24 protein-coding genes, 2 tRNA genes and 1 other RNA gene are annotated in these 17,358 nt (G+C 58.9%); 18 read left to right on the top strand and 9 right to left on the bottom strand.

The window, feature by feature from the left end; translation table 11 throughout:
• The 6 genes from K3767_RS10965 to K3767_RS10940 form a co-directional block, all read left to right on the top strand.
• The coding region (locus K3767_RS10965) for a restriction endonuclease subunit S (RefSeq protein WP_221173618.1) at positions 1-242 on the top strand (242 nt) is incomplete at its 5' end.
• 3 nt (positions 243-245) lie between these two features.
• Positions 246-482 carry an AbrB/MazE/SpoVT family DNA-binding domain-containing protein gene (locus tag K3767_RS10960; protein ID WP_221173617.1) on the top strand — a complete coding sequence of 79 codons (237 nt, stop codon included), beginning with the start codon at positions 246-248 and terminating at the stop codon, positions 480-482.
• Positions 460-852, top strand: a complete 393-nt coding sequence (locus K3767_RS10955) for a PIN domain-containing protein (protein ID WP_221173616.1) — start codon at positions 460-462, stop codon at positions 850-852. Before K3767_RS10960 ends, K3767_RS10955 begins: the two co-directional genes overlap by 23 nt.
• A gap of 20 nt (positions 853-872) precedes the next feature.
• The gene (locus tag K3767_RS10950) at positions 873-3,134 is read left to right on the top strand and encodes a type I restriction endonuclease subunit R (protein ID WP_221173615.1); all 2,262 of its coding nucleotides are present in this window, start codon (positions 873-875) and stop codon (positions 3,132-3,134) included.
• Positions 3,103-3,561: a hypothetical protein gene (locus K3767_RS10945; protein ID WP_221173614.1), complete on the top strand. Its 459-nt coding sequence runs from the start codon at positions 3,103-3,105 to the stop codon at positions 3,559-3,561. The genes K3767_RS10950 and K3767_RS10945 overlap by 32 nt, the downstream gene beginning before the upstream one ends.
• Positions 3,558-3,824 carry a M48 family metallopeptidase gene (locus tag K3767_RS10940; RefSeq protein WP_221173613.1) on the top strand — a complete coding sequence of 89 codons (267 nt, stop codon included), beginning with the start codon at positions 3,558-3,560 and terminating at the stop codon, positions 3,822-3,824. Before K3767_RS10945 ends, K3767_RS10940 begins: the two co-directional genes overlap by 4 nt.
• Positions 3,825-3,916: 92 nt before the next feature.
• Here K3767_RS10940 and K3767_RS10935 read toward each other — a convergent pair.
• The 3 genes from K3767_RS10935 to K3767_RS10925 all read right to left on the bottom strand — a co-directional run bounded on the left by K3767_RS10935 (position 3,917) and on the right by K3767_RS10925 (position 5,037).
• Positions 3,917-4,012: transfer RNA gene (locus K3767_RS10935), tRNA-Sec, on the bottom strand.
• Positions 4,013-4,019: 7 nt separating this feature from the next.
• An RNA gene (ffs, locus tag K3767_RS10930) (signal recognition particle sRNA small type) lies at positions 4,020-4,118 on the bottom strand.
• Between the two features lie 22 nt (positions 4,119-4,140).
• Complete coding sequence (locus K3767_RS10925) at positions 4,141-5,037, bottom strand: sulfite exporter TauE/SafE family protein (RefSeq protein ID WP_221173612.1); 897 nt, start codon at positions 5,035-5,037, stop codon at positions 4,141-4,143.
• 47 nt (positions 5,038-5,084) lie between these two features.
• Between K3767_RS10925 and K3767_RS10920 the strand changes: the two genes are divergently transcribed.
• From K3767_RS10920 to K3767_RS10875, 10 genes are all read left to right on the top strand, one after another.
• Positions 5,085-6,239 carry an acyl-CoA dehydrogenase family protein gene (locus tag K3767_RS10920; RefSeq protein WP_221173611.1) on the top strand — a complete coding sequence of 385 codons (1,155 nt, stop codon included), beginning with the start codon at positions 5,085-5,087 and terminating at the stop codon, positions 6,237-6,239.
• Positions 6,240-6,247: 8 nt separating this feature from the next.
• The gene (locus K3767_RS10915) at positions 6,248-7,030 is read left to right on the top strand and encodes an electron transfer flavoprotein subunit beta/FixA family protein (protein ID WP_221173610.1); all 783 of its coding nucleotides are present in this window, start codon (positions 6,248-6,250) and stop codon (positions 7,028-7,030) included.
• A 9-nt stretch (positions 7,031-7,039) separates the two neighbouring features.
• On the top strand, positions 7,040-8,038 hold the full coding sequence (locus K3767_RS10910; protein WP_221173609.1) for an electron transfer flavoprotein subunit alpha/FixB family protein: 999 nt from the start codon (positions 7,040-7,042) through the stop codon (positions 8,036-8,038).
• Positions 8,028-8,768 carry a 3-oxoacyl-[acyl-carrier-protein] reductase gene (gene fabG / locus K3767_RS10905; RefSeq protein ID WP_221173608.1) on the top strand — a complete coding sequence of 247 codons (741 nt, stop codon included), beginning with the start codon at positions 8,028-8,030 and terminating at the stop codon, positions 8,766-8,768. Before K3767_RS10910 ends, fabG begins: the two co-directional genes overlap by 11 nt.
• 155 nt (positions 8,769-8,923) lie before the next feature.
• Positions 8,924-9,163 carry an acyl carrier protein gene (gene acpP, locus K3767_RS10900; RefSeq protein WP_221173607.1) on the top strand — a complete coding sequence of 80 codons (240 nt, stop codon included), beginning with the start codon at positions 8,924-8,926 and terminating at the stop codon, positions 9,161-9,163.
• Between the two features lie 15 nt (positions 9,164-9,178).
• Positions 9,179-10,417 (top strand): beta-ketoacyl-ACP synthase II, encoded by a 1,239-nt coding sequence (fabF, locus tag K3767_RS10895; RefSeq protein ID WP_221173606.1) that lies wholly within the window; start codon positions 9,179-9,181, stop codon positions 10,415-10,417.
• Positions 10,418-10,422: 5 nt separating this feature from the next.
• A complete protein-coding gene (gene rpiB / locus K3767_RS10890) occupies positions 10,423-10,875 on the top strand; it encodes a ribose 5-phosphate isomerase B (RefSeq protein WP_221173605.1) in 453 nt (150 codons plus the stop codon).
• Complete coding sequence (glyA, locus tag K3767_RS10885) at positions 10,868-12,118, top strand: serine hydroxymethyltransferase (protein WP_221173604.1); 1,251 nt, start codon at positions 10,868-10,870, stop codon at positions 12,116-12,118. The genes rpiB and glyA overlap by 8 nt, the downstream gene beginning before the upstream one ends.
• Positions 12,079-13,050, top strand: coding sequence for a deaminase (locus K3767_RS12165; RefSeq protein WP_255592401.1), 972 nt, complete (start codon positions 12,079-12,081; stop codon positions 13,048-13,050). Before glyA ends, K3767_RS12165 begins: the two co-directional genes overlap by 40 nt.
• A gap of 22 nt (positions 13,051-13,072) precedes the next feature.
• Positions 13,073-13,147, top strand: a tRNA-Gln gene (locus K3767_RS10875).
• Positions 13,148-13,262: 115 nt separating this feature from the next.
• Here the strand turns inward: K3767_RS10875 and K3767_RS10870 are convergent.
• From K3767_RS10870 to K3767_RS10850, 5 genes are all read right to left on the bottom strand, one after another.
• Positions 13,263-13,559, bottom strand: coding sequence for a hypothetical protein (locus K3767_RS10870; protein WP_221173603.1), 297 nt, complete (start codon positions 13,557-13,559; stop codon positions 13,263-13,265).
• A 25-nt stretch (positions 13,560-13,584) separates the two neighbouring features.
• Positions 13,585-13,905, bottom strand: a complete 321-nt coding sequence (locus tag K3767_RS10865; protein ID WP_221173602.1) for a DsrE family protein — start codon at positions 13,903-13,905, stop codon at positions 13,585-13,587.
• A 111-nt stretch (positions 13,906-14,016) separates the two neighbouring features.
• On the bottom strand, positions 14,017-14,217 hold the full coding sequence (locus K3767_RS10860) for a winged helix-turn-helix domain-containing protein (RefSeq protein ID WP_221173601.1): 201 nt from the start codon (positions 14,215-14,217) through the stop codon (positions 14,017-14,019).
• Positions 14,218-14,280: 63 nt separating this feature from the next.
• On the bottom strand, positions 14,281-14,457 hold the full coding sequence (locus K3767_RS10855) for a hypothetical protein (RefSeq protein WP_221173600.1): 177 nt from the start codon (positions 14,455-14,457) through the stop codon (positions 14,281-14,283).
• On the bottom strand, positions 14,454-14,741 hold the full coding sequence (locus K3767_RS10850) for a helix-turn-helix transcriptional regulator (RefSeq protein WP_221173599.1): 288 nt from the start codon (positions 14,739-14,741) through the stop codon (positions 14,454-14,456). Before K3767_RS10850 ends, K3767_RS10855 begins: the two co-directional genes overlap by 4 nt.
• Before the next feature lie 51 nt (positions 14,742-14,792).
• Between K3767_RS10850 and K3767_RS10845 the strand changes: the two genes are divergently transcribed.
• Positions 14,793-15,980 carry an aspartate aminotransferase family protein gene (locus K3767_RS10845; protein ID WP_221173598.1) on the top strand — a complete coding sequence of 396 codons (1,188 nt, stop codon included), beginning with the start codon at positions 14,793-14,795 and terminating at the stop codon, positions 15,978-15,980.
• A 166-nt stretch (positions 15,981-16,146) separates the two neighbouring features.
• Complete coding sequence (locus K3767_RS10840) at positions 16,147-16,668, top strand: ferritin (protein WP_221173597.1); 522 nt, start codon at positions 16,147-16,149, stop codon at positions 16,666-16,668.
• Here K3767_RS10840 and K3767_RS10835 read toward each other — a convergent pair.
• Complete coding sequence (locus K3767_RS10835) at positions 16,645-17,355, bottom strand: MotA/TolQ/ExbB proton channel family protein (RefSeq protein ID WP_221173596.1); 711 nt, start codon at positions 17,353-17,355, stop codon at positions 16,645-16,647. The genes K3767_RS10840 and K3767_RS10835 overlap by 24 nt on opposite strands.
• Positions 17,356-17,358 lie beyond the last annotated feature (3 nt).

Here is a 17,358-nt window from a genome sequence, read left to right as displayed (position 1 = left end):
TTGAAAATAAAACGACGATTCCTAATTTATCTCGAAGCCGACTTGCTAATTTTTCTATCCCCCTCCCCCCACTCCCCATTCAGCAAAAAATCGCCCAGATCCTCAAGGCCGTGGACGACAAAATTGAGGTTGAAGAGAAAAAGAAAGAGGCCCTTCAGGCCTTTTTCAAAACCATGCTCCACCATTTGATGACGGGTAAGATAAGGGTTAAAATTAAAAGTAAGAATTTCAATTCGGAGTAAGGCATGGAAGCGCTGGTAAAGATCACTTCCAAAGGGCAGGTTACCATTCCCAAAAAGATACGGGAGCTTCTAGGTACGAATGTGGTGCGCTTCAGAGTGATAGAAGGGAAGATCGTCCTTGAACCAGTTAGGGATGTGGGCGGAATATTCAAAAAATATGTCAAGAAGCCCCTTTCCCATGAGAAAGAGCGCGAGATCGCCTGGCAAAAAGTAGCGGATGAGTACCGTAATATTCCCTGACACCAATGTCCTTTTGCGTTACCTTCTGGCCGATGTTGAGGAACAATACCAGGAAATTCGCCCTTTCTTTGAAGCTTTAAAACAAGGCCGTCAAAAAGCCGTTATCCTCTCGGAAGTTTTCTTAGAGACCTTTTATGTGCTTACCAAGACCTACGGTATTCCCACTGGAGAAGCCGCGGAAGCGCTGAAAGATCTCCTGCTTTACAAAGGTGTGCTCAACCGAGATAAGAGTCTGTTGCTCGAAGCTTTCAACTTATTTCTTGAATCTAAAGGGCTCAGTTTGCTTGATTGTTTTCTGTGCATAAAAGCTCGAAAACAAAAAGGAAAAATTTTAACCTTTGACGAGAAATTGAAGCGCAAATGTTCGTAGTTTATTAAGGATTAAACTCAATGCCTTTAGGCTCGGAAAGAAAGGCCGTCCAGGACGCTCTCATAAGATACGCCGGAGAGGTCGGCTGGGAATATGTTCCGCCGAAAGAGGCCCTGAGGCTCCGCGGGGGAGAGCGCGGGCTTATCTTCAGCGAGATCTTTTGCGAGCAATTGGTAAAACTCAACAACGGCTTCTTTGAACCCCATTACGCCGACAACCTCGTAAAGAAGCTTGAAAAGCTTCCGCCGGGCATCGAGGGGAACCTTGTCGCCTGGGAGTATTTCAAGAGACTCAAGACCGTTTTCGTTCCCCAGGAGAGACGGGAACGGAATGTTCGCTTTGTGGACGAAGACAATCTCGCCCGCAACACCTTTCATGTGACCGACGAGTGGGCTTTTTCCAACGATTACCACCGGAACCGTTATGATGTGGTCTTTCTCATAAACGGTTTCCCGGTTCTCTTTGTGGAGACCAAGGCCGCGCACAAGATCGAAGGCATAGGTGAGGCCCTGGATCAGGTGCGCCGCTACCACCGGGAAACTCCCGAGGCCCTGACCCTGCTTCAGGTCTACACCCTGACGCATATCATTCGCTTTTACTACGCCGCGACCTGGAACCTTTCCGGCAAGGCCCTTCTCAACTGGCGCACCGAGACGAAAGACGCCGACTTTGAGATCCAGGTTAAGGCCTTTTTTGACCGGAGACACATCGTAGAGATTCTTCTTTATTACATCCTTTTCACTCGCCGGGATGAGGAGCTTAAAAAGGTGGTTTTGAGGCCGCATCAGATACGGGCGGTGCGGAAAATTCTTTCCCGGGCGGAGGACTCAAAGAAACACCGCGGCCTCATCTGGCACACCCAGGGAAGCGGCAAAACCTACACCATGATCGTTTCGGCCAAACTCATCCTGGAAAACCCGCTCTTTGAGAACCCCACCGTAATCATGCTGGTTGACCGAAACGAACTCGAACAGCAGCTTTTCGGGAATCTGGCCTCGGTGGGCTTGAAAGTTGAGGTTGCGAAATCCAAAAGACACCTTCAGGAGCTTCTGGCGAGCGACCACCGAGGGCTTATCGTCTCCACCATTCAGAAGTTTGAAGGGATGCCCGAGGCCATAAACACTAGGCGGAACATCTTCGTGCTGGTGGATGAGGCCCACCGCACCACCGGCGGAAAACTCGGAAATTATCTCATGGGAGCCCTTCCGAACGCCACTTTCTTCGGCTTTACCGGCACCCCCATTGACAAATCCGCCCACGGCAAGGGCACCTTCATCACCTTCGGCATTGACGACTCCCCTTACGGCTACCTCGACAAATACGGCATTGCCGAATCCATCGAGGACGGCACCACCGTAAAGCTCCACTACAGCATCGCTCCCGGGGAACTCAAGCCGGACAAAGAGGTGCTCGACCGGGAGTTCCTTTCGCTTTCCGAGGCCGAAGGAGTGAGCGACCCGGAGGTGCTCGACAGGATACTTGATAAGGCGGTTACCCTAAAGAACATGCTCAAAAGCCCGGAGCGGGTGGAAAAGGTGGCCCGCTATGTGGTGGACCATTTTCGGAATTATGTGGAGCCGCTGGGATACAAGGCTTTCCTCGTAGCGGTGGATCGAGAGGCCTGCACCTTCTACAAGGAGGCCCTGGACAGGTTGTTGCCGCCGGAATACTCGGCGGTGGTCTTCAGCCCCTTTCACAACGACCCTCCGCATCTCAAGAAATATCACCTTGCGGAAGAGGAAGAAAAGCGACTGCGGAAGGCCTTTCGCGACCCGGAGAAGCTCCCCAAGATCCTCATAGTGACCAACAAGCTTCTCACCGGCTTCGACGCCCCCATCCTTTACGCCATGTATCTTGACAAACCCATGCGGGACCATGTGCTTCTTCAGGCCATCGCCCGCGTGAACCGACCTTATGAGGATGAGGCGGGCCGGGCCAAACCCTGCGGCCTCATCATCGACTTTGTGGGCATATTCGACAACCTCAAAAAGGCCCTGGCCTTTGACTCAGGCGACATCGAAGGCGTGGTGGAAGACATAGAAAAACTTAAGGAGCGTTTCCGGGAACTTATGGAAGGGCCGGCTGCGGAATATCTTTCGCTCGTTTCCAGGGAACCTCCGGACAAGGCCGTGGAAGCGGTGCTGCAGTATTTTCTTGCGGACGCCCCAAGGCATGAGTTTTACGAGTTTTACCGGGAACTCTCCAACCTTTACGAAATCCTTTCCCCGGATGCTTTCTTAAGGCCTTACCTTGAAGGTATTCAACCTTTTACGCAGCATTGAAAATCTCATTTCTAAAGAGGTCAAAATCAACCCCTTTTTGGTCTCTATTGGGGAGAAGGCCGAAGCCCTGGCCAGACAATTTCGCGAGAGACTGAAAAGCGCCGAAGAAATTCTTGAAGAGCTGAAAAAGATCATTGAGGAGATCAACCAGGCCCGGGCCGAGATGGCCGAAAAAGGCATGAGGAAAGAGATTTTTGCTATTTACTGGCTTCTCAAGCCCGAAATCAAGGATGCTGAGAGGGTGGCAAGAAGCACCGTGGAAGCCTTTGAAAGATATCCGCACTGGCAGACCAGCGAAGAACAGGAACGGAAGCTCAAGATCGAACTCAATCGAATTTTGATCAAAGAGGGCGGCCTTGATGCCCGCAGGGCTGCGGAACTTACCAAGGAAAAGATCATAAAGTCTCTCAGGGTTATTGGGGCATGATGGACATTGCCGAATTCAAAAAAGAGGTTCGTCGCTGGGCTGAAAAGGTGGGAGTTTCTCCGAAAGAGATTCATGTGCGCAGGATGCGCAGGAAGTGGGCCAGCTGTTCAAGCAAGGGAAGACTCACTTTCTCTTATGATCTTCTCTCTCAACCGGAGGACTTCCGGACTTATGTTATCGTGCATGAGCTTTTGCACCTGCGTTATCCCAACCACGGAAAGATGTTTCGGGCTTTAATGAAGGTTTATACAAAATTACCCTGAGTGACGGTGCCCACGGGGCCCGTCTGGTGCCCAAGTGGTGCCCATATCGATCTCACGATTTCTCCAATTTTCTCGCAAAATCATATCAAAAATGGCGGAAGCGCATGGGAATCGAACCCACCCGCCGCCGTTTCCGACGGCGCACCGGGTTTGAAGCCCGGGGGGGCCACCAGGCCCCTGGCGCTTCCGCTCCACGGCTGCCGGGCACCCCTGCGGCACCCGGAGAGCCCGGCTACCGTTGCTCCCTTTCGGGCCTGGCGGGGTTCACCGGGATCCGTCGCGCAGGACCCGGCAGCCAATCCCCAATTTTAAACCCTTAACGGTGGAAAATAAAGTAGCCTACCAGATATTTGAGGGAGGCCGCCGCCGTGGCAAAAAAGAGTCCCCACTTAATGGGGCGTTCCGGAATGCGTTTTTGCAACCTGGCGCCCCAGTAAGCCCCCAGGAGACCCCCCGCTCCAAAAAGAGCGGCCAGTAGGGGGTCGGGACGGGTAGCCGCCCCGGCTCCGGGGCCAAAAGTGTAAAACACGATGCCGAAAATAGAGGCCGTCAGGGTGGTGGCCAGGGTGGTCCCGGATACCGCGTGTACGGGAAGACCCAGGATGGAAACCAGGAAGGGGGCCAGGATGGCCCCTCCGCCGATCCCGTAAGCCCCTCCTACAATCCCCACTACCGTACTTACCGTGGCCACCAGGGGTACGGATATTCCGTATTCCCTTCCGCCAAAACGGAAATAGATATGCCTCCATCCCGCAGAGACGATCTCCACCCTGAAAGAATTCCCCGAGGCAAGAGGCGACCCCCGCCGGCCCAGACTTCGAAAGACCCTGAAAGACAGGTAGAGAAGAACGAACCCCACCAGGAAGCGGAATCTCTTCGGCGAGGCCAGAAAATGAATCCGCAGGAGGTAGCCCAGGAACATTCCGGGCACCACACCGCCGATCATGATCAAACTCAGCGGTACATTTAATCGATCCTCCTTCCAGTAACGCCATAAGGCCGGAGGGATGGTAAACAGGTTGTATAAGAGGTTGGTGGCCGAGACCCCGGGAGAGGTATAATGCAGGATGGAAAATTGAACGGGAAGAAGCAAAAAGGCTCCGGTTATTCCCCCCATGACCCCAAAAAAGGCGAGAAAAAAGGTGATTAGAGGTGGTAGAAAGACCCAGGTTTCCACTCCGGAAACGGGGAAGGTGATCTTCAAAAAGTCCATAATTTCTTATATGGTATTAAGGCGCAGGTTCGCAAGAGGAGGCCGATATGCTTTCTTATTTTCTCTCGGAGGAGGAAAAGATCCTGGTGGACCTGATCGATCGCATCGGGCGCGACTACATCGCTCCCTTCGCCCTCCGCTGGGACGAGGAGGAAATCTACGATCCCCGCCCCATCGAGGCCCTGGCCAAAGCCGATCTCTTCGGACTCATTATTCCCGAGGAATACGGGGGTCTGGGGTGGGGCAGTTTTCGGCTCTGTCTGGCCATGGAGCACCTCTCCAGATACTGTCCCGGGGTGGCCACCACCTACGCGGCAAGCTTTCTGGGGGCCTACCCCATTCTTCTTTTCGGTTCCAAGGCCCAGAAGGAGCGGTATCTTCCGGAGGTGGCCCGGGGGCGCAAGCTCTGTGCCTTTGCCCTTACGGAACCCCAGGCCGGAAGCGACGCCGCGGCCATTCAGACCAGGGCCGAACGGGACGGAGATTACTATGTGCTCAACGGGATCAAACAGTGGATCACCAACGGGGGTATCGCCGACATCTACATCGTGATCGCCCTCACGGATCCCCGAAAGGGCACCCGCGGAGCCAGTGCCTTCATCGTGGAGAAGGGAGATCCCGGTTTTGCGGTGGGCCGGAAGGAAAAGAAGATGGGGCTTCGGGCCTCGGTTACCACGGAGCTCTTTTTCACCAATTGCCGGATTCCTAGGGAGAGACTGCTGGGCAAGGAGGGATTCGGCTACATCGTGGCCCTCAGGACCCTGGATTACGCCCGGGTGGGGGTGGGGGCTCAGGCCGTGGGACTGGCACAGGGAGCCATGGAACTGGCCCTGAGGCATGCCCGGCATCGGGTTCAGTTCGGTCAGCCGGTCTATCACTTTCAGGCCGTAAGTCACACCTTTGCCGAGATGGCCGCCCGCATCGAGGCGGCCCGCTCCCTGGTTTATCAGACCGCCCGCAACATCGACGCCGGGATCAGGGAAATCTCCGGCCCCTCGGCCATGGCCAAGGCCTTCGCCACCGATGTGGCCATGTGGGTGACCGAACGGGCGGTGCAAATGATGGGAGGCTACGGCTACATGCGCGACTACGGGGCGGAAAAGCTCATGCGGGACGCCAAGTGCCTCCAGATTTACGAGGGCACCAACGAGATCCAGCGCAATGTAATCGCCAGAGAACTGCTTAAACACTACAGGGATTAGGGGGAACCATGCATCTCATAGTGTGTATGAAGCCCGTACCCAAACCGGGAACCGTCAAGGTGGATCCCGAAACCCAGACTCTCAAGAGGGAAAGCGCGGAACTGTTGCTGAACCCTCCGGATCTCTACGCCCTGGAGATGGCGGTTCAACTTAAGGAAAAACACGGGGGGAAGGTGACCGCCCTGATGATGGGCCCTCCGAATGCGGCCCCCCTCCTCCGGGAGGCCTACGCCCTGGGAGCGGACGAGATGGTCCTTCTTTCGGACCGGGCCTTTGCCGGCTCGGACACCCTGGCCACCAGCTACATCCTTTCCCGGGCCATCCTCAGGCTCGAGCCCTTCGACCTGGTGCTCATGGGGAAGGCCTCCATAGACGGAGAGACCGCCCAGGTGGGGCCGGAAACCGGGGCCTGGCTCGGGGTCCCGAGCATCGTCCAGATCCGGGATTTGCGCCGGGAGGGTGAACGCTGGGTGGCCACGCGGATCACCGACGGTTTTGAGGAGGACCTCGAATGGAGCGGTCCGGCGGTCCTCACCGTGGAACCGGAAGCGAACCAGCCCCGACCGCCCTCCCTTAAAAGACTCCTTGGGGGGAGAAATCTCGAACCCCGGGTCCTTTCCGCGGAGGATCTCCGGTGTGATCCGGAAAAACTGGGGCTCTCCGGTTCTCCCACCCGGGTGCTCGGGGTCTTCGCTCCCTCCTACGAAAAGGAACGGGTGGTGCTTTCGGGAGAACCCGAAGAGGTGGTTGAGGAACTGGTGTCCCTTCTGGCGAGCCGGGGACTCATTTAGGAGGTCGCTATGGGTGGATTCTGGATTTACGGTCAGTGGCAGGAGGAGGATTTCCATCCGGTGGTGTACGAGCTTCTCTCCGTGGCCCGCAGGCTGGCTCCCCGGCTGGGGGAGAGGGTGACGGTGGTGGTACTGGGGGCCGAGGATCGGCGCGAACAGGCGGAGACCCTTCTGGCCTACGGGGTGGACGAGGTGCTGTGTCTGGTTCACCCGGAGCTTTCCTACTTTCGCGACGATGTTTACGCCGCCGTGCTCGCCGAGGCCGTAAGGGAGAGGACTCCCGCGGTTTTTCTTTTCGGCGCCACCGCGGAGGGGCAGGCCCTGGCCCCGCGGCTGGCCGGACTTCTGGAACTGGGGCTCACGGCTCACTGCACCGACTTTGAGGTGGACGAGGAGGGCCGTCTGGTGCAGATCCGGCCCTCCTTCGGCGAGAATGTGATGGCCCGGATCGTCTCCCGAACCAGGCCGCAGATGGCCACCGTGCGCCCCGGGGTCTTTCCCAGGGCCGAACCCGTGGCCGAACCCCGGGGCCTGGTGGAGGAGGTGAAGCTTTCGGCGGTACCGAGAAGCGCTATCCGGCGGAAAGCCCGGCGCCGCCTTCCGAGAAAGGAAAGTCCCCTTTCCGGGGCCCGGGTGGTGGTGGCCGGGGGAAGAGGCCTTCAGAACCGGGAAAACTTCGCCAGGCTCTTCGAACTGGCCGAGCTCCTCGGGGCGGCGGTGGGAGCCACGCGACCGGTCTGTCACCTGGGGTGGATCTCCGAGGACCACATGATCGGGGTTTCGGGGGAGACCGTGTCTCCCAAACTTTACCTCGGTTTCGGAATCTCCGGAGCCCTTCAGCACACGGTGGGAATCGAGGGAGCGGAGGTGGTGGTGGCGGTGAACACCGATCCGGAAGCTCCGCTTATGAAGCGGGCGGACATCGCCGTGGTGGGGGATGCCACCAGGATACTCCCCCTTCTCATTCGGAGGATCAGGGGAATCAAGGAGGGCAACCATGGAACTTAAGGACAGGGTGGCCCTGGTGACCGGAGCTTCCCGGGGTATAGGCCGGGCGGTGGCGGTGGAATTGGCCCGGGCCGGAGCCAGGGTGGCGGTGAACTACGCCGCCTCCGAGGAGGCGGCCCGGGAGGTGGTGAAAGCCATCGAGGAGCTGGGGGGACAGGCGATTCCGGTGAAATTCGATGTCTCGGACCCGGAGGAGGTCTCCCGCGGGATTAAAGAGGTGGAGGAGGCCCTGGGAGGGATCGAGATACTGGTAAACAACGCCGGGATCACCCGGGACGGGCTTCTTGCGCGCATGAAGGAGGAGGACTGGGAACGGGTCCTTTCCGTGAACCTCAGGGGGGCCTTTCTGGTCACCAGAGCCGTGCTTCCCGGAATGATGAAACGGCGCTGGGGACGGATCGTAAACATCTCCTCGGTGGTGGCCTTTTCCGGCAATCCCGGCCAGACCAACTACGCGGCCTCCAAGGCCGGGCTGGTGGGGTTTTCCCGGTCGCTGGCCCTGGAGGTGGCCCGACGGGGAATCACCGTGAATGTGGTGGCCCCCGGTTTCATCGAGACCGACATGACCGCGGCCCTTCCGGAAAAGGCCCGTGAGGCCTTGCTCTCCCGGGTGCCCATGGGCCGGGCCGGAACCCCGGAAGAGGTGGCCCACGCTGTGGTCTTTCTGGCCTCGGAAAAGGCCTCCTACATCACCGGCACGGTCCTCCATGTGAACGGAGGCCTCTGGTGAGCGAAAAATCCAGAGTTCCTCCGGTTATTCTTAAAGGTTCGGCGGCGGGTTTTCCGGGATGCGAGAAAGGATAAAGCGGGAAGCCCGATAGACTTGAAATTTTGAAAATATAGGCTAAAAGCAAGCCAAGTTTCTCATGGAAAAGGAGGTGACCCATGTCCGTAGAGGAGAAGGTGATCAAGATCATCGCGGAGAAATTGAATGTATCCGAGGATCAGGTGAAGCCTGAGGCCTCCTTCGTGGACGATCTGGGGGCCGATTCTCTGGATCTGGTGGAGCTGGTGATGGCCATGGAGGAGGAGTTCGGCATGGAGATTTCCGACGAGGAGGCCGAGAAACTGCGCACGGTGGGGGATGTGTTAAATTATGTAAAGGAACGGGTCAAGGAAGCCTAGTCAGGAGACTCGTACATGAAAAGACGGGTGGTGGTTACCGGTCTCGGGGCCATATCCCCGCTGGGGATCGGAGTGGAGGAAAGCTGGAGAAAGGCCGTTTCCGGGGAATCGGGGATCGGCCCCATTACCAAGTTTGACGCCTCGGGACTTCCGGTGCGCATTGCCGGGGAGGTTAAGGGGTTCCGCCCCGAGGAGTTCATGGACAAAAAGCTGGTCTCCAGGGTGGATGTATTCATTCAGTATGCCATTGCGGCCGCTCGTATGGCTCTGGCCGACGCCGGGCTCCCGAAAACGGACCTGGGTCCGCGGGCCGGGGTGGTTATCGGCGTGGGGATGGGCGGCATGGGAGTGGTGGAGCAGTACACCTTGGTGCTGCGGGAGCGGGGCTGGCGAAGGGTGACGCCCTTTTTCATCCCCATGGTCATTCCCAACATGGCCGCGGGTCAGGTGGCCATCCTTTTCGGGGCCAGGGGGCCCAACACGGCGGTGTGCACGGCCTGCGCCGCGGGCAATCACGCCATCGGCGAGGCCTTTCGTCTCATCAGGGAGGGAATCGCCGACATAATGATCTGCGGGGGCACGGAAAGTCTGATCACCCCTCTTTCGGTAAGCGGATTCGCGGTGATGAAGGCCCTTTCCACCCGGAACGACGAACCGGAACGGGCGAGCCGTCCCTTTGACGCCCGGCGCGACGGTTTCGTTATGGCGGAGGGGTGCGGTATTCTGGTGCTGGAGGCCCTGGAACACGCTAAGCAGCGCGGAGCCCGGATCTATGCCGAACTTGCGGGCTACGGACTCACCGCCGACGCCCATCACATGACCGCTCCCCATCCGGAGGGGGAAGGGGCGGTGCGCTGCATGGAAATGGCCCTTGCCGATGCGGGACTCCGGCCCGAGGAGGTGGACTACATAAATGCCCACGGCACCAGCACGCCGCTCAACGACGCCGCCGAGACCAGGGCCATCAAGAAGGTATTCGGGGAGCACGCCTATCGGCTGGCCGTCTCCTCTACCAAGTCCATGACCGGGCACCTTCTCGGTGGGGCCGGGGGGCTCGAGGCGGTGTTCACGGTTAAGGCGGTGGCCGAGGATCTGGTCCCCCCCACCATCAATTACGAAGAGCCCGATCCGGACTGCGACCTGGATTATGTGCCCAACGAGGCCCGGAAGATGACCGTGCGGGTGGCCATGACCAACGCCTTCGGCTTCGGGGGAACCAACGCCGTTCTGGTCTTCAAAAAGTGCGAGGAATAAGGCCTATGAGGATCGTTCTGGCCTCCGATCACGCCGGCTTCAACCTCAAGGAACGCATCAAGGCCTTTCTTCGGGACAGCGGGCACGAGGTCCTGGATGTGGGCTGTTCGAACTGTGAGTCGGTGGACTATCCGGTTTTCGGGGCCAAAGGGCTCAAGAAACTCCTTTCCGGAGAGGCCGAAAGGGGGATATTCATCTGCGGCACCGGCCTGGGGATGACCATTCTGGCCAACCGGTTTCCGGGGATCCGTGCGGCTCTATGCCACGACTGTTATACGGCGCGCATGTGCCGTCTTCACAACGACGCCAATGTGCTTACCATGGGCGGACGCGTGATCGGAGAGGCCCTGGCCCTGGAGATAGTAAGGATCTTCCTGGAAACCCCTTTTGAGGGAGGGCGACACGCCCGACGACTGGAACTCATCGAGGAATACGCACGGAGTCTTAAAAATGTATGAACACCTGAAAGAGGTCGATCCGGAGATCTGGCACACGATCCGGGCCGAAGCGGAGAGACTGTCCGCGGGCCTGGAGATGATTGCCTCGGAAAACCTGGCCTCCCGGGCGGTGATGGAGGCCGAGGGGTCACCTCTCATGAACAAGTACGCGGAGGGTTATCCCCGGGCCCGTTATTACGGCGGTTGCGAACATGTGGATCGGGTGGAGGAACTGGCCCGGGAGCGCCTCAAGATGCTCTTCGGCGCCGAGTACGCCAATGTGCAGCCCCACTCCGGCACCCAGGCCAACATGGCCGTTTACTTCGCGGTGCTCGAGCCCGGGGACACCATTCTTTCCATGAACCTGGCGCACGGGGGACACCTCTCCCACGGGGCCCCGGTGAACTTTTCCGGAAGGTTTTACCGCATCATACACTACGGGGTTTCCCGCGACACCGAGACCATAGATTACGAGGAGGTCCGCAGGCTGGCCCTGGAGCATCGTCCCCGGATGATCGTGGCCGGGGCCAGTGCCTATCCACGGGTGATCGATTTCGAGGCCTTCTCCCGGATTGCCCGGGAGGTGGGGGCTTACCTGATGGTGGACATGGCTCACATCGCCGGGCTGGTGGCCGCGGGAATCCATCCCTCGCCCGTACCCTTTGCGGACTTCGTGACCTCCACCACTCACAAAACCCTGCGCGGCCCCCGGGGAGGTTTTATCCTGGCCCGGGAAAGATACGCCAGGCTTATCGACAAGACCGTTTTTCCGGGCATCCAGGGCGGACCGCACATGAACATCATTGCGGCCAAGGCGGTGTGCTTCAAGGAGGCCCTTTCGCCCGAGTTCAAGACCTATCAGCAGCAGGTGGTGGCTAACGCCAGGAGACTGGCGGAGGTGCTTTCCGCCGAGGGATTCCGCCTGGTCTCGGGTGGCACGGACAACCATCTTCTCCTGGTGGACCTCACCCCTCAGGGGATTACCGGGGCCGAGGCGGAGGAGTTACTTTCCCGGGCCGGGATCACGGTGAACAAGAACGCCATTCCCTTTGATCCCCGACCTCCCCGGGTTACCAGCGGTATCCGGATCGGGACGCCGGCGGTGACCACCCGGGGCATGCGGGAGCCGGAGATGGAAAAGATCGGCGAATGGATGGCGGCCGTCCTCAAAAATCCGGGAAACGAAAGCCTTCTCCGGGAGATCCGGGGAAAGGTGGCGGAGCTTTGCGCCGAATTTCCGGTCTATCCCCGTCTTCTGGAATGAGTCGCCCCCCCTGGCCGGAATACTTCATGCTGCTGGCCAAGATGGTGGCCCTGCGTTCCGGGTGCAATTCCCGTCCCTCAGGGGCGATAATCGTAAAGGACCGGAGGATCCTGGCCACGGGTTACAACGGTCCCATGCCCGGGGCCTGGCACTGTACGGATCGGGGGCCGGGATACTGCTTTCGCCGGGAAAAAGGCATCCCGGACATAGACAAGTACAACTTTTGCCGGGCCACCCACGCCGAGGCCAACGCCATCGCTCAGGCCGCCCGCTTCGGTATCTCCGTGGAGGGGGCGGAGCTATACTGCACGCTGGCCCCCTGTTATGTGTGCTTGAAACTCATCGCCTCGGCGGGGATAAAGGCGGTCTATTACGAATACGATTACGAGAGCCGGGACTTTGAGCGGGATCGTTTCTGGAAGGAAGCCATTGCGGAGGCGGGGCTGGTGGAGTTCCGTCAGGTCAGGGTCTCGGAGGAGACCCTCAGGGCCCTTTCGGAGATTCTGCCTTATCCCACCTCGCGCCGGCGTCTCAAACCCACCGAATTCCTCACGGTTTTCGAGAACGGGGGCCGCTATCGAATCCCTCACCCCGAGGCCCTGCTGAACCAGCTTCGCTACCAGGCCAGGCTTTCTCCCTGTCTTGAGGAGGTAACCTTCGAGCTGGAGCATCCTGGGGACTTCGAGGCCGACTTTTCCGGGGAGGTGATCTTCCCCCACCCGGGGGAGAGCCTTCCGGTGACCGTGGGAGGCTACTCCGGCACCTTTTCCCTTTCTCCGGAGGGGAGGCTCGAGCTTCTCTTTGACCGGATGGATCTTTCCGGACTCAGGAAGGTCCTGGGGCTTGCGGTGTCGCTGGCCCGGGAGATGGAAAAGCCCCCCGAACCCTTCCTGGCCCTGCACCTGAAGGCCCTTGACCTGGGGGAAGAATAGGCTATATTTGGAATCTGGCGGCTGGGGGGTCGTCTAATCGGCAGGACAGTGGGCTCTGGACCCACCGGTCTAGGTTCGAATCCTAGCCCCCCAGCCAAATTCTTTTAGTAAACCAGGACCTTGTCGCTCTCCCGGATCATCTGGTAAAAGGCCTTACGGCCCGCGGGAGTGACTTTGTCGGAATGCACGCCGTGCATCCGTAGGGCCTTCTTTCAGCCGTACACCTCACCGCCGTCGTCCAGGAAAGTTTCGAGCTTACGGGCCACATCCAGGGGTTCGTTGCCCAGGGTTACCGTCTTCACCCCCTTGCCGGTAAGATAGATCCGCACCTCGTCTCCCTGAGAGAGGGCGAAATTGGCCAGCCTCAGAGCCTGCCAGACGGTTTCCACCTCGTCGGTGGTGATGACCAGAAGCAGTTTTCGGCCCTCCCCGGCGCGGGAATTTCCCATCCACGCTCCGAGAATCAGGAAAAGTCCTAAAAGGATCACCGGAACTTTTCGGAATTTCATGGGCGTCCTCCTTTACGCAGAAGTATTAAAAGGTCACGACGCGATCCGAATCCCTTATCACCTCGTAGAGGTCCTTTAGCGTGGAGAGGGGACAGAGTTCCCCTGCTTCCCTTTCCCGCAACTTCAAACAGGTGCCGCAGGCCAGGATCTCACCCCCTCCCGCCAGGAACTCTTCCAACTGCTCCCTGACCCTGAATGGGGGCTGATCCACCTCGGGGGCCTCCACCCCTTCTCCCATCAGAAAGACTCTGACCTCGTCCCCGGCCCTCAGGGCAAAGTTGGCCAGCCGCACGGCGTTCCAAGCCTTTTCGGGGTCCCTGGTGGTAATAACGATCCCCAGTTTCATGGCCTCCACCTCCCTCTGTGTTTTTGTATAAATACATAAACATATTTTTATCAGAAAGTCAAGCTAACAGGAAGGGTTTCCCGAAGGGTGGGGCGGCGGTGATTCCTTGAGTTAACGGTGCTCCAGTCGGGTCAGGATATACTTAACTCCTTCAGGCGGCAGGTGGAGGGACCGGGCGAGCTCCTCGGTAGAAAGCCGGGGATTCCGGGCCAGGGCTCGACGGGCCTCTTCGGTGAGCTCGTCCAGCCACTCCTCAAAGAGGAGTTTGAGACTCTCCGGGACCTCCCCGGGAAGGCTCTCGGCCTCTCCCATCCTAGAAATCATACCCTGACAGACCGAACGCGGGTCCACGCCCGCGTCAAAACACTTGGCCAGTCAGTAATAGACCATGGAGGGAACGCGTCCCTCTTCACCTTTGAATAGTTTCAGAAAAAACTTCTGTTGAGCCTCCTCGTCGAGAAGCGCATAGATCTGGGGAAGGAGAAAAAAGATCACCTCCTGCATCTCCTCCAGGGAAAGACCGGTTAGGCATTCCTTGAGTTCGGGTTTCATGGATTCTCCCCCACGAGGGATTGGGCCAGGGCAAAGAGGTCAAAGACCCGGGGTTTACTCAACCGGTAAAACACATAAGGCCCCGATTTGCGGCTGGTGACCAGACCGGCCAGTTTCAGCTCCCGTAGATGATGGGAGACCAGGGGTTGCGATATTTCCAGGCGGTTTACCAGCTCCCCAACGGAAGCCTCCTTTTCGCGCAACTCGTGAAGGATGCGGAGACGATTTTCGTCCCCCAGGATCTTGAAAAGGACGCTCAATTGCCGGATACCCTTCCTTTCCATCCTCAAATAGTATAACATATTTCAGATTTTTTTCAGGAGGTTTTTTTACGAATGGGAATAATAAGGGATCTCGGGGAAACTTACCTTGCGGGAAACTACCGGCGTTTTCCGGTGGCCTTCGTGCGGGGGCAGGGCACCCGGCTCTGGGACGAGGAGGGGCGTGAGTATCTCGATTTTTGCGCCGGGATTGCGGTCTGTGCCCTGGGGCACTGTCCGGAGGAGGTGGTCTCCGCCGTAAGGGATCAGGTCGAAAAGCTCCTTCATGTCTCGAATCTCTACTGGACCGAGCCCCAGGCGCGGCTGGCGCAGATCCTGGTGGAAAATTCCTTTGCCGAACGGGTTTTCTTCTGTAACTCCGGGGCCGAGGCCGTGGAGGCGGCCTTAAAGCTCGCCCGGCGTTACGCTTACCTGAAACACGGCCCGGAGAAGACCCGGATCGTGGCCCTGGAGAACTCCTTTCACGGTCGCACCTACGGGGCTCTTTCGGCCACGGGGCAACCGGTTTACTGGGAGGGTTTTGAGCCGCTGGTTCCGGAATTCGTGCATGTGCCTCCCGACGATCTCGAAGCCCTGAGAGAGGTCGTGGACGAGCGGACCTGTGCCGTGATCCTGGAGCCAGTTCTGGGAGAAGGCGGGGTCATCCCCCTTTCCCGGGAGTTCGTGGAGGAGGCCCGTCGGGTCTGCGACGCCCGGGGGGCCCTCCTTATTTTTGACGAGATTCAGACCGGGGTGGGTCGCACCGGCAAGCTCTTTGCCTACGAGCATTTCGGGGTGGAGCCGGACATAATGTGTCTGGCCAAGGGCCTGGCCGGGGGCCTTCCCCTGGGAGCCATGCTGGCCCGGGAAGAGGTGATGGAGGCCCTCTCTCCGGGCTCCCACGCCTCCACCTTCGGGGGAAATCCGGTGGCGTGCGCCGCGGCCCTGGCCGTCCTCAGGCGGGTCTCCTCCCCCGACTTCCTGGCCGAAGTGCGGCTCAAGGGAGAGGCCCTGCGTAAGGGACTCCTTCAGCTCTGTGAGAGGTTCCCGGAAAAGTTGAAGGGAGTGCGAGGGCTGGGACTCCTCCTGGCCCTGGAGACCCGGATCCCCGCTTCCTCCCTGATGCAGGCCCTCTTCGAGCGCCGCGTCCTCACCACTGCCCCCAAACCCGACGCCCTGCGCCTTACCCCTCCCCTTACCGTGGCCTATCGCGAAATAGACGCCTTTTTGACCATCCTGGAGGAGACTTTAAGGGAGGGTTGACTAGGTCCTTTACCCCTTCCTCCTCGCGACCGGGCCTTCAGGGGATCTAGCTGAATCTGATTCCCATGGATTAATCCCCCGGCACTTCCGTGAAGTGTTGCTGGAAAGGATTGCCCTTTCCAAGAAAACATGCCATAAGCTTTATAAAAAGTGAGGAGGTAAAGGCATGCTTTCGGAAAAAATGGAAGCCGCCCTTAACGAACAGATCAAGTGGGAGATCTACTCCGCTTACCTCTACCTCTCCATGTCCGCCTATTTTGAGGACCTGGGGCTCGAGGGGTTTGCCCACTGGATGAAGGCGCAGACCGCCGAGGAGCTCATGCACGCCATGAAGTTCTACAAGTTCGTGAACGAGAGAGGCGGACGGGTGCGACTCCAGGAAATACCCAAGCCGCCGGAGGAGTGGGACTCGCCTCTGGCCTGCCTGGAGTACGGTCTCAATCACGAGCGGGAGGTCACCCGCCGGATCAACGACCTCATGAGTTTCGCCAAGGAGGAGGGGGATCACGCCACGGAGATCTTCCTGCAGTGGTTCGTTTCCGAACAGGTGGAGGAGGAGGATTCCTTCGGCCGCCTGGTCAACCAGATGAAGCTGGTGAAGGATTCCCCCCAGGGGCTCTTTCACATCGATCGGGAGCTGGCCGCCCGCCCGCTGGACCTCAACCTACTGGCCCAGGGACTGGCCTAGGGCCTGGGAAAGGAGGTCGCGCTCGCAGGTGGCGAGCAGTCTCTTCTCCAGCCGGGAGAGGTCTTCCAGGAAGGCCTCTCCCGCCCGGGTGAAGTAGTTGTAGGCCACCACCGCGGGGACGGCGGCAAAGAGTCCCATGGCGGTGGCAATCAGGGCCTCGGCTATACCCGGGGCCACGGTGGCCAGACTCGCGCTTCCCTTGAGCCCTATCCGGTGGAAGGCGGCCATGATCCCCCAGACCGTGCCGAAAAGACCGATGAAGGGGGCGGTGTTGCCCACCGTGGCGAGAAATCCCAGATAGGCGGGAAAATCCCGGGTTCGTTCCTCGCGGATCCTTTCCCATTCGGAAAGGAGCGCGGCCTTTATTCCGGAAAACCAGAGCGCCCGCAGGGCCACTTCCTCCGGGCAGGGGAAGTCCCGGCGCAGGCGGCCGTAAACCCGCAGGTAGTCCCGCAGGATCTCCTTCAGAAGCCCTCCGGGGAGCTTCTCCAGCAGGCCGGAAAGGTGGCGCGAGGTTTCCTCCCGGTAAAACGCCTCCTCGAGTACGGAAAGGTCCCTCCGGGCCCGGCGCATGCCCCACCACTTGGCCAGGATCACCGCCCAGGTCAGCACCGAAAGGAAAAAGAGAATACCTAGGGTTAGCTTCCCCACCGGACCGATGTTTACCACCAGAGACCAGAGACTCATCTT

It is taken from the genome of Thermosulfurimonas sp. F29 (assembly GCF_019688735.1).
Lineage (GTDB): Bacteria > Desulfobacterota > Thermodesulfobacteria > Thermodesulfobacteriales > Thermodesulfobacteriaceae > Thermosulfurimonas_A.
This window is presented reverse-complemented; position numbering and strand designations above follow the sequence as displayed.

What these genes read in the sequence shown, in the direction of transcription:
- K3767_RS10955 (WP_221173616.1), top strand. Translation starts at nt 460, where the DNA reads ATGAGTACCGTAATATTCCCTGACACCAATGTCCTTTTGCGTTACCTT.
- K3767_RS10950 (WP_221173615.1), top strand. Translation starts at nt 873, where the DNA reads ATGCCTTTAGGCTCGGAAAGAAAGGCCGTCCAGGACGCTCTCATAAGA.
- K3767_RS10960 (WP_221173617.1), top strand. Translation starts at nt 246, where the DNA reads ATGGAAGCGCTGGTAAAGATCACTTCCAAAGGGCAGGTTACCATTCCC.
- K3767_RS10835 (WP_221173596.1), bottom strand. Translation starts at nt 17,355, where the DNA reads ATGAGTCTCTGGTCTCTGGTGGTAAACATCGGTCCGGTGGGGAAGCTA.
- K3767_RS10910 (WP_221173609.1), top strand. Translation starts at nt 7,040, where the DNA reads ATGGGTGGATTCTGGATTTACGGTCAGTGGCAGGAGGAGGATTTCCAT.
- fabG (WP_221173608.1), top strand. Translation starts at nt 8,028, where the DNA reads ATGGAACTTAAGGACAGGGTGGCCCTGGTGACCGGAGCTTCCCGGGGT.
- K3767_RS10915 (WP_221173610.1), top strand. Translation starts at nt 6,248, where the DNA reads ATGCATCTCATAGTGTGTATGAAGCCCGTACCCAAACCGGGAACCGTC.
- acpP (WP_221173607.1), top strand. Translation starts at nt 8,924, where the DNA reads ATGTCCGTAGAGGAGAAGGTGATCAAGATCATCGCGGAGAAATTGAAT.
- K3767_RS10840 (WP_221173597.1), top strand. Translation starts at nt 16,147, where the DNA reads ATGCTTTCGGAAAAAATGGAAGCCGCCCTTAACGAACAGATCAAGTGG.
- glyA (WP_221173604.1), top strand. Translation starts at nt 10,868, where the DNA reads ATGTATGAACACCTGAAAGAGGTCGATCCGGAGATCTGGCACACGATC.
- K3767_RS10870 (WP_221173603.1), bottom strand. Translation starts at nt 13,559, where the DNA reads ATGAAATTCCGAAAAGTTCCGGTGATCCTTTTAGGACTTTTCCTGATT.
- K3767_RS10925 (WP_221173612.1), bottom strand. Translation starts at nt 5,037, where the DNA reads ATGGACTTTTTGAAGATCACCTTCCCCGTTTCCGGAGTGGAAACCTGG.
- K3767_RS10845 (WP_221173598.1), top strand. Translation starts at nt 14,793, where the DNA reads ATGGGAATAATAAGGGATCTCGGGGAAACTTACCTTGCGGGAAACTAC.
- rpiB (WP_221173605.1), top strand. Translation starts at nt 10,423, where the DNA reads ATGAGGATCGTTCTGGCCTCCGATCACGCCGGCTTCAACCTCAAGGAA.
- K3767_RS10855 (WP_221173600.1), bottom strand. Translation starts at nt 14,457, where the DNA reads ATGAAACCCGAACTCAAGGAATGCCTAACCGGTCTTTCCCTGGAGGAG.
- K3767_RS10850 (WP_221173599.1), bottom strand. Translation starts at nt 14,741, where the DNA reads ATGGAAAGGAAGGGTATCCGGCAATTGAGCGTCCTTTTCAAGATCCTG.
- K3767_RS10920 (WP_221173611.1), top strand. Translation starts at nt 5,085, where the DNA reads ATGCTTTCTTATTTTCTCTCGGAGGAGGAAAAGATCCTGGTGGACCTG.
- fabF (WP_221173606.1), top strand. Translation starts at nt 9,179, where the DNA reads ATGAAAAGACGGGTGGTGGTTACCGGTCTCGGGGCCATATCCCCGCTG.
- K3767_RS10860 (WP_221173601.1), bottom strand. Translation starts at nt 14,217, where the DNA reads ATGGGAGAGGCCGAGAGCCTTCCCGGGGAGGTCCCGGAGAGTCTCAAA.
- K3767_RS10865 (WP_221173602.1), bottom strand. Translation starts at nt 13,905, where the DNA reads ATGAAACTGGGGATCGTTATTACCACCAGGGACCCCGAAAAGGCTTGG.
- K3767_RS10940 (WP_221173613.1), top strand. Translation starts at nt 3,558, where the DNA reads ATGATGGACATTGCCGAATTCAAAAAAGAGGTTCGTCGCTGGGCTGAA.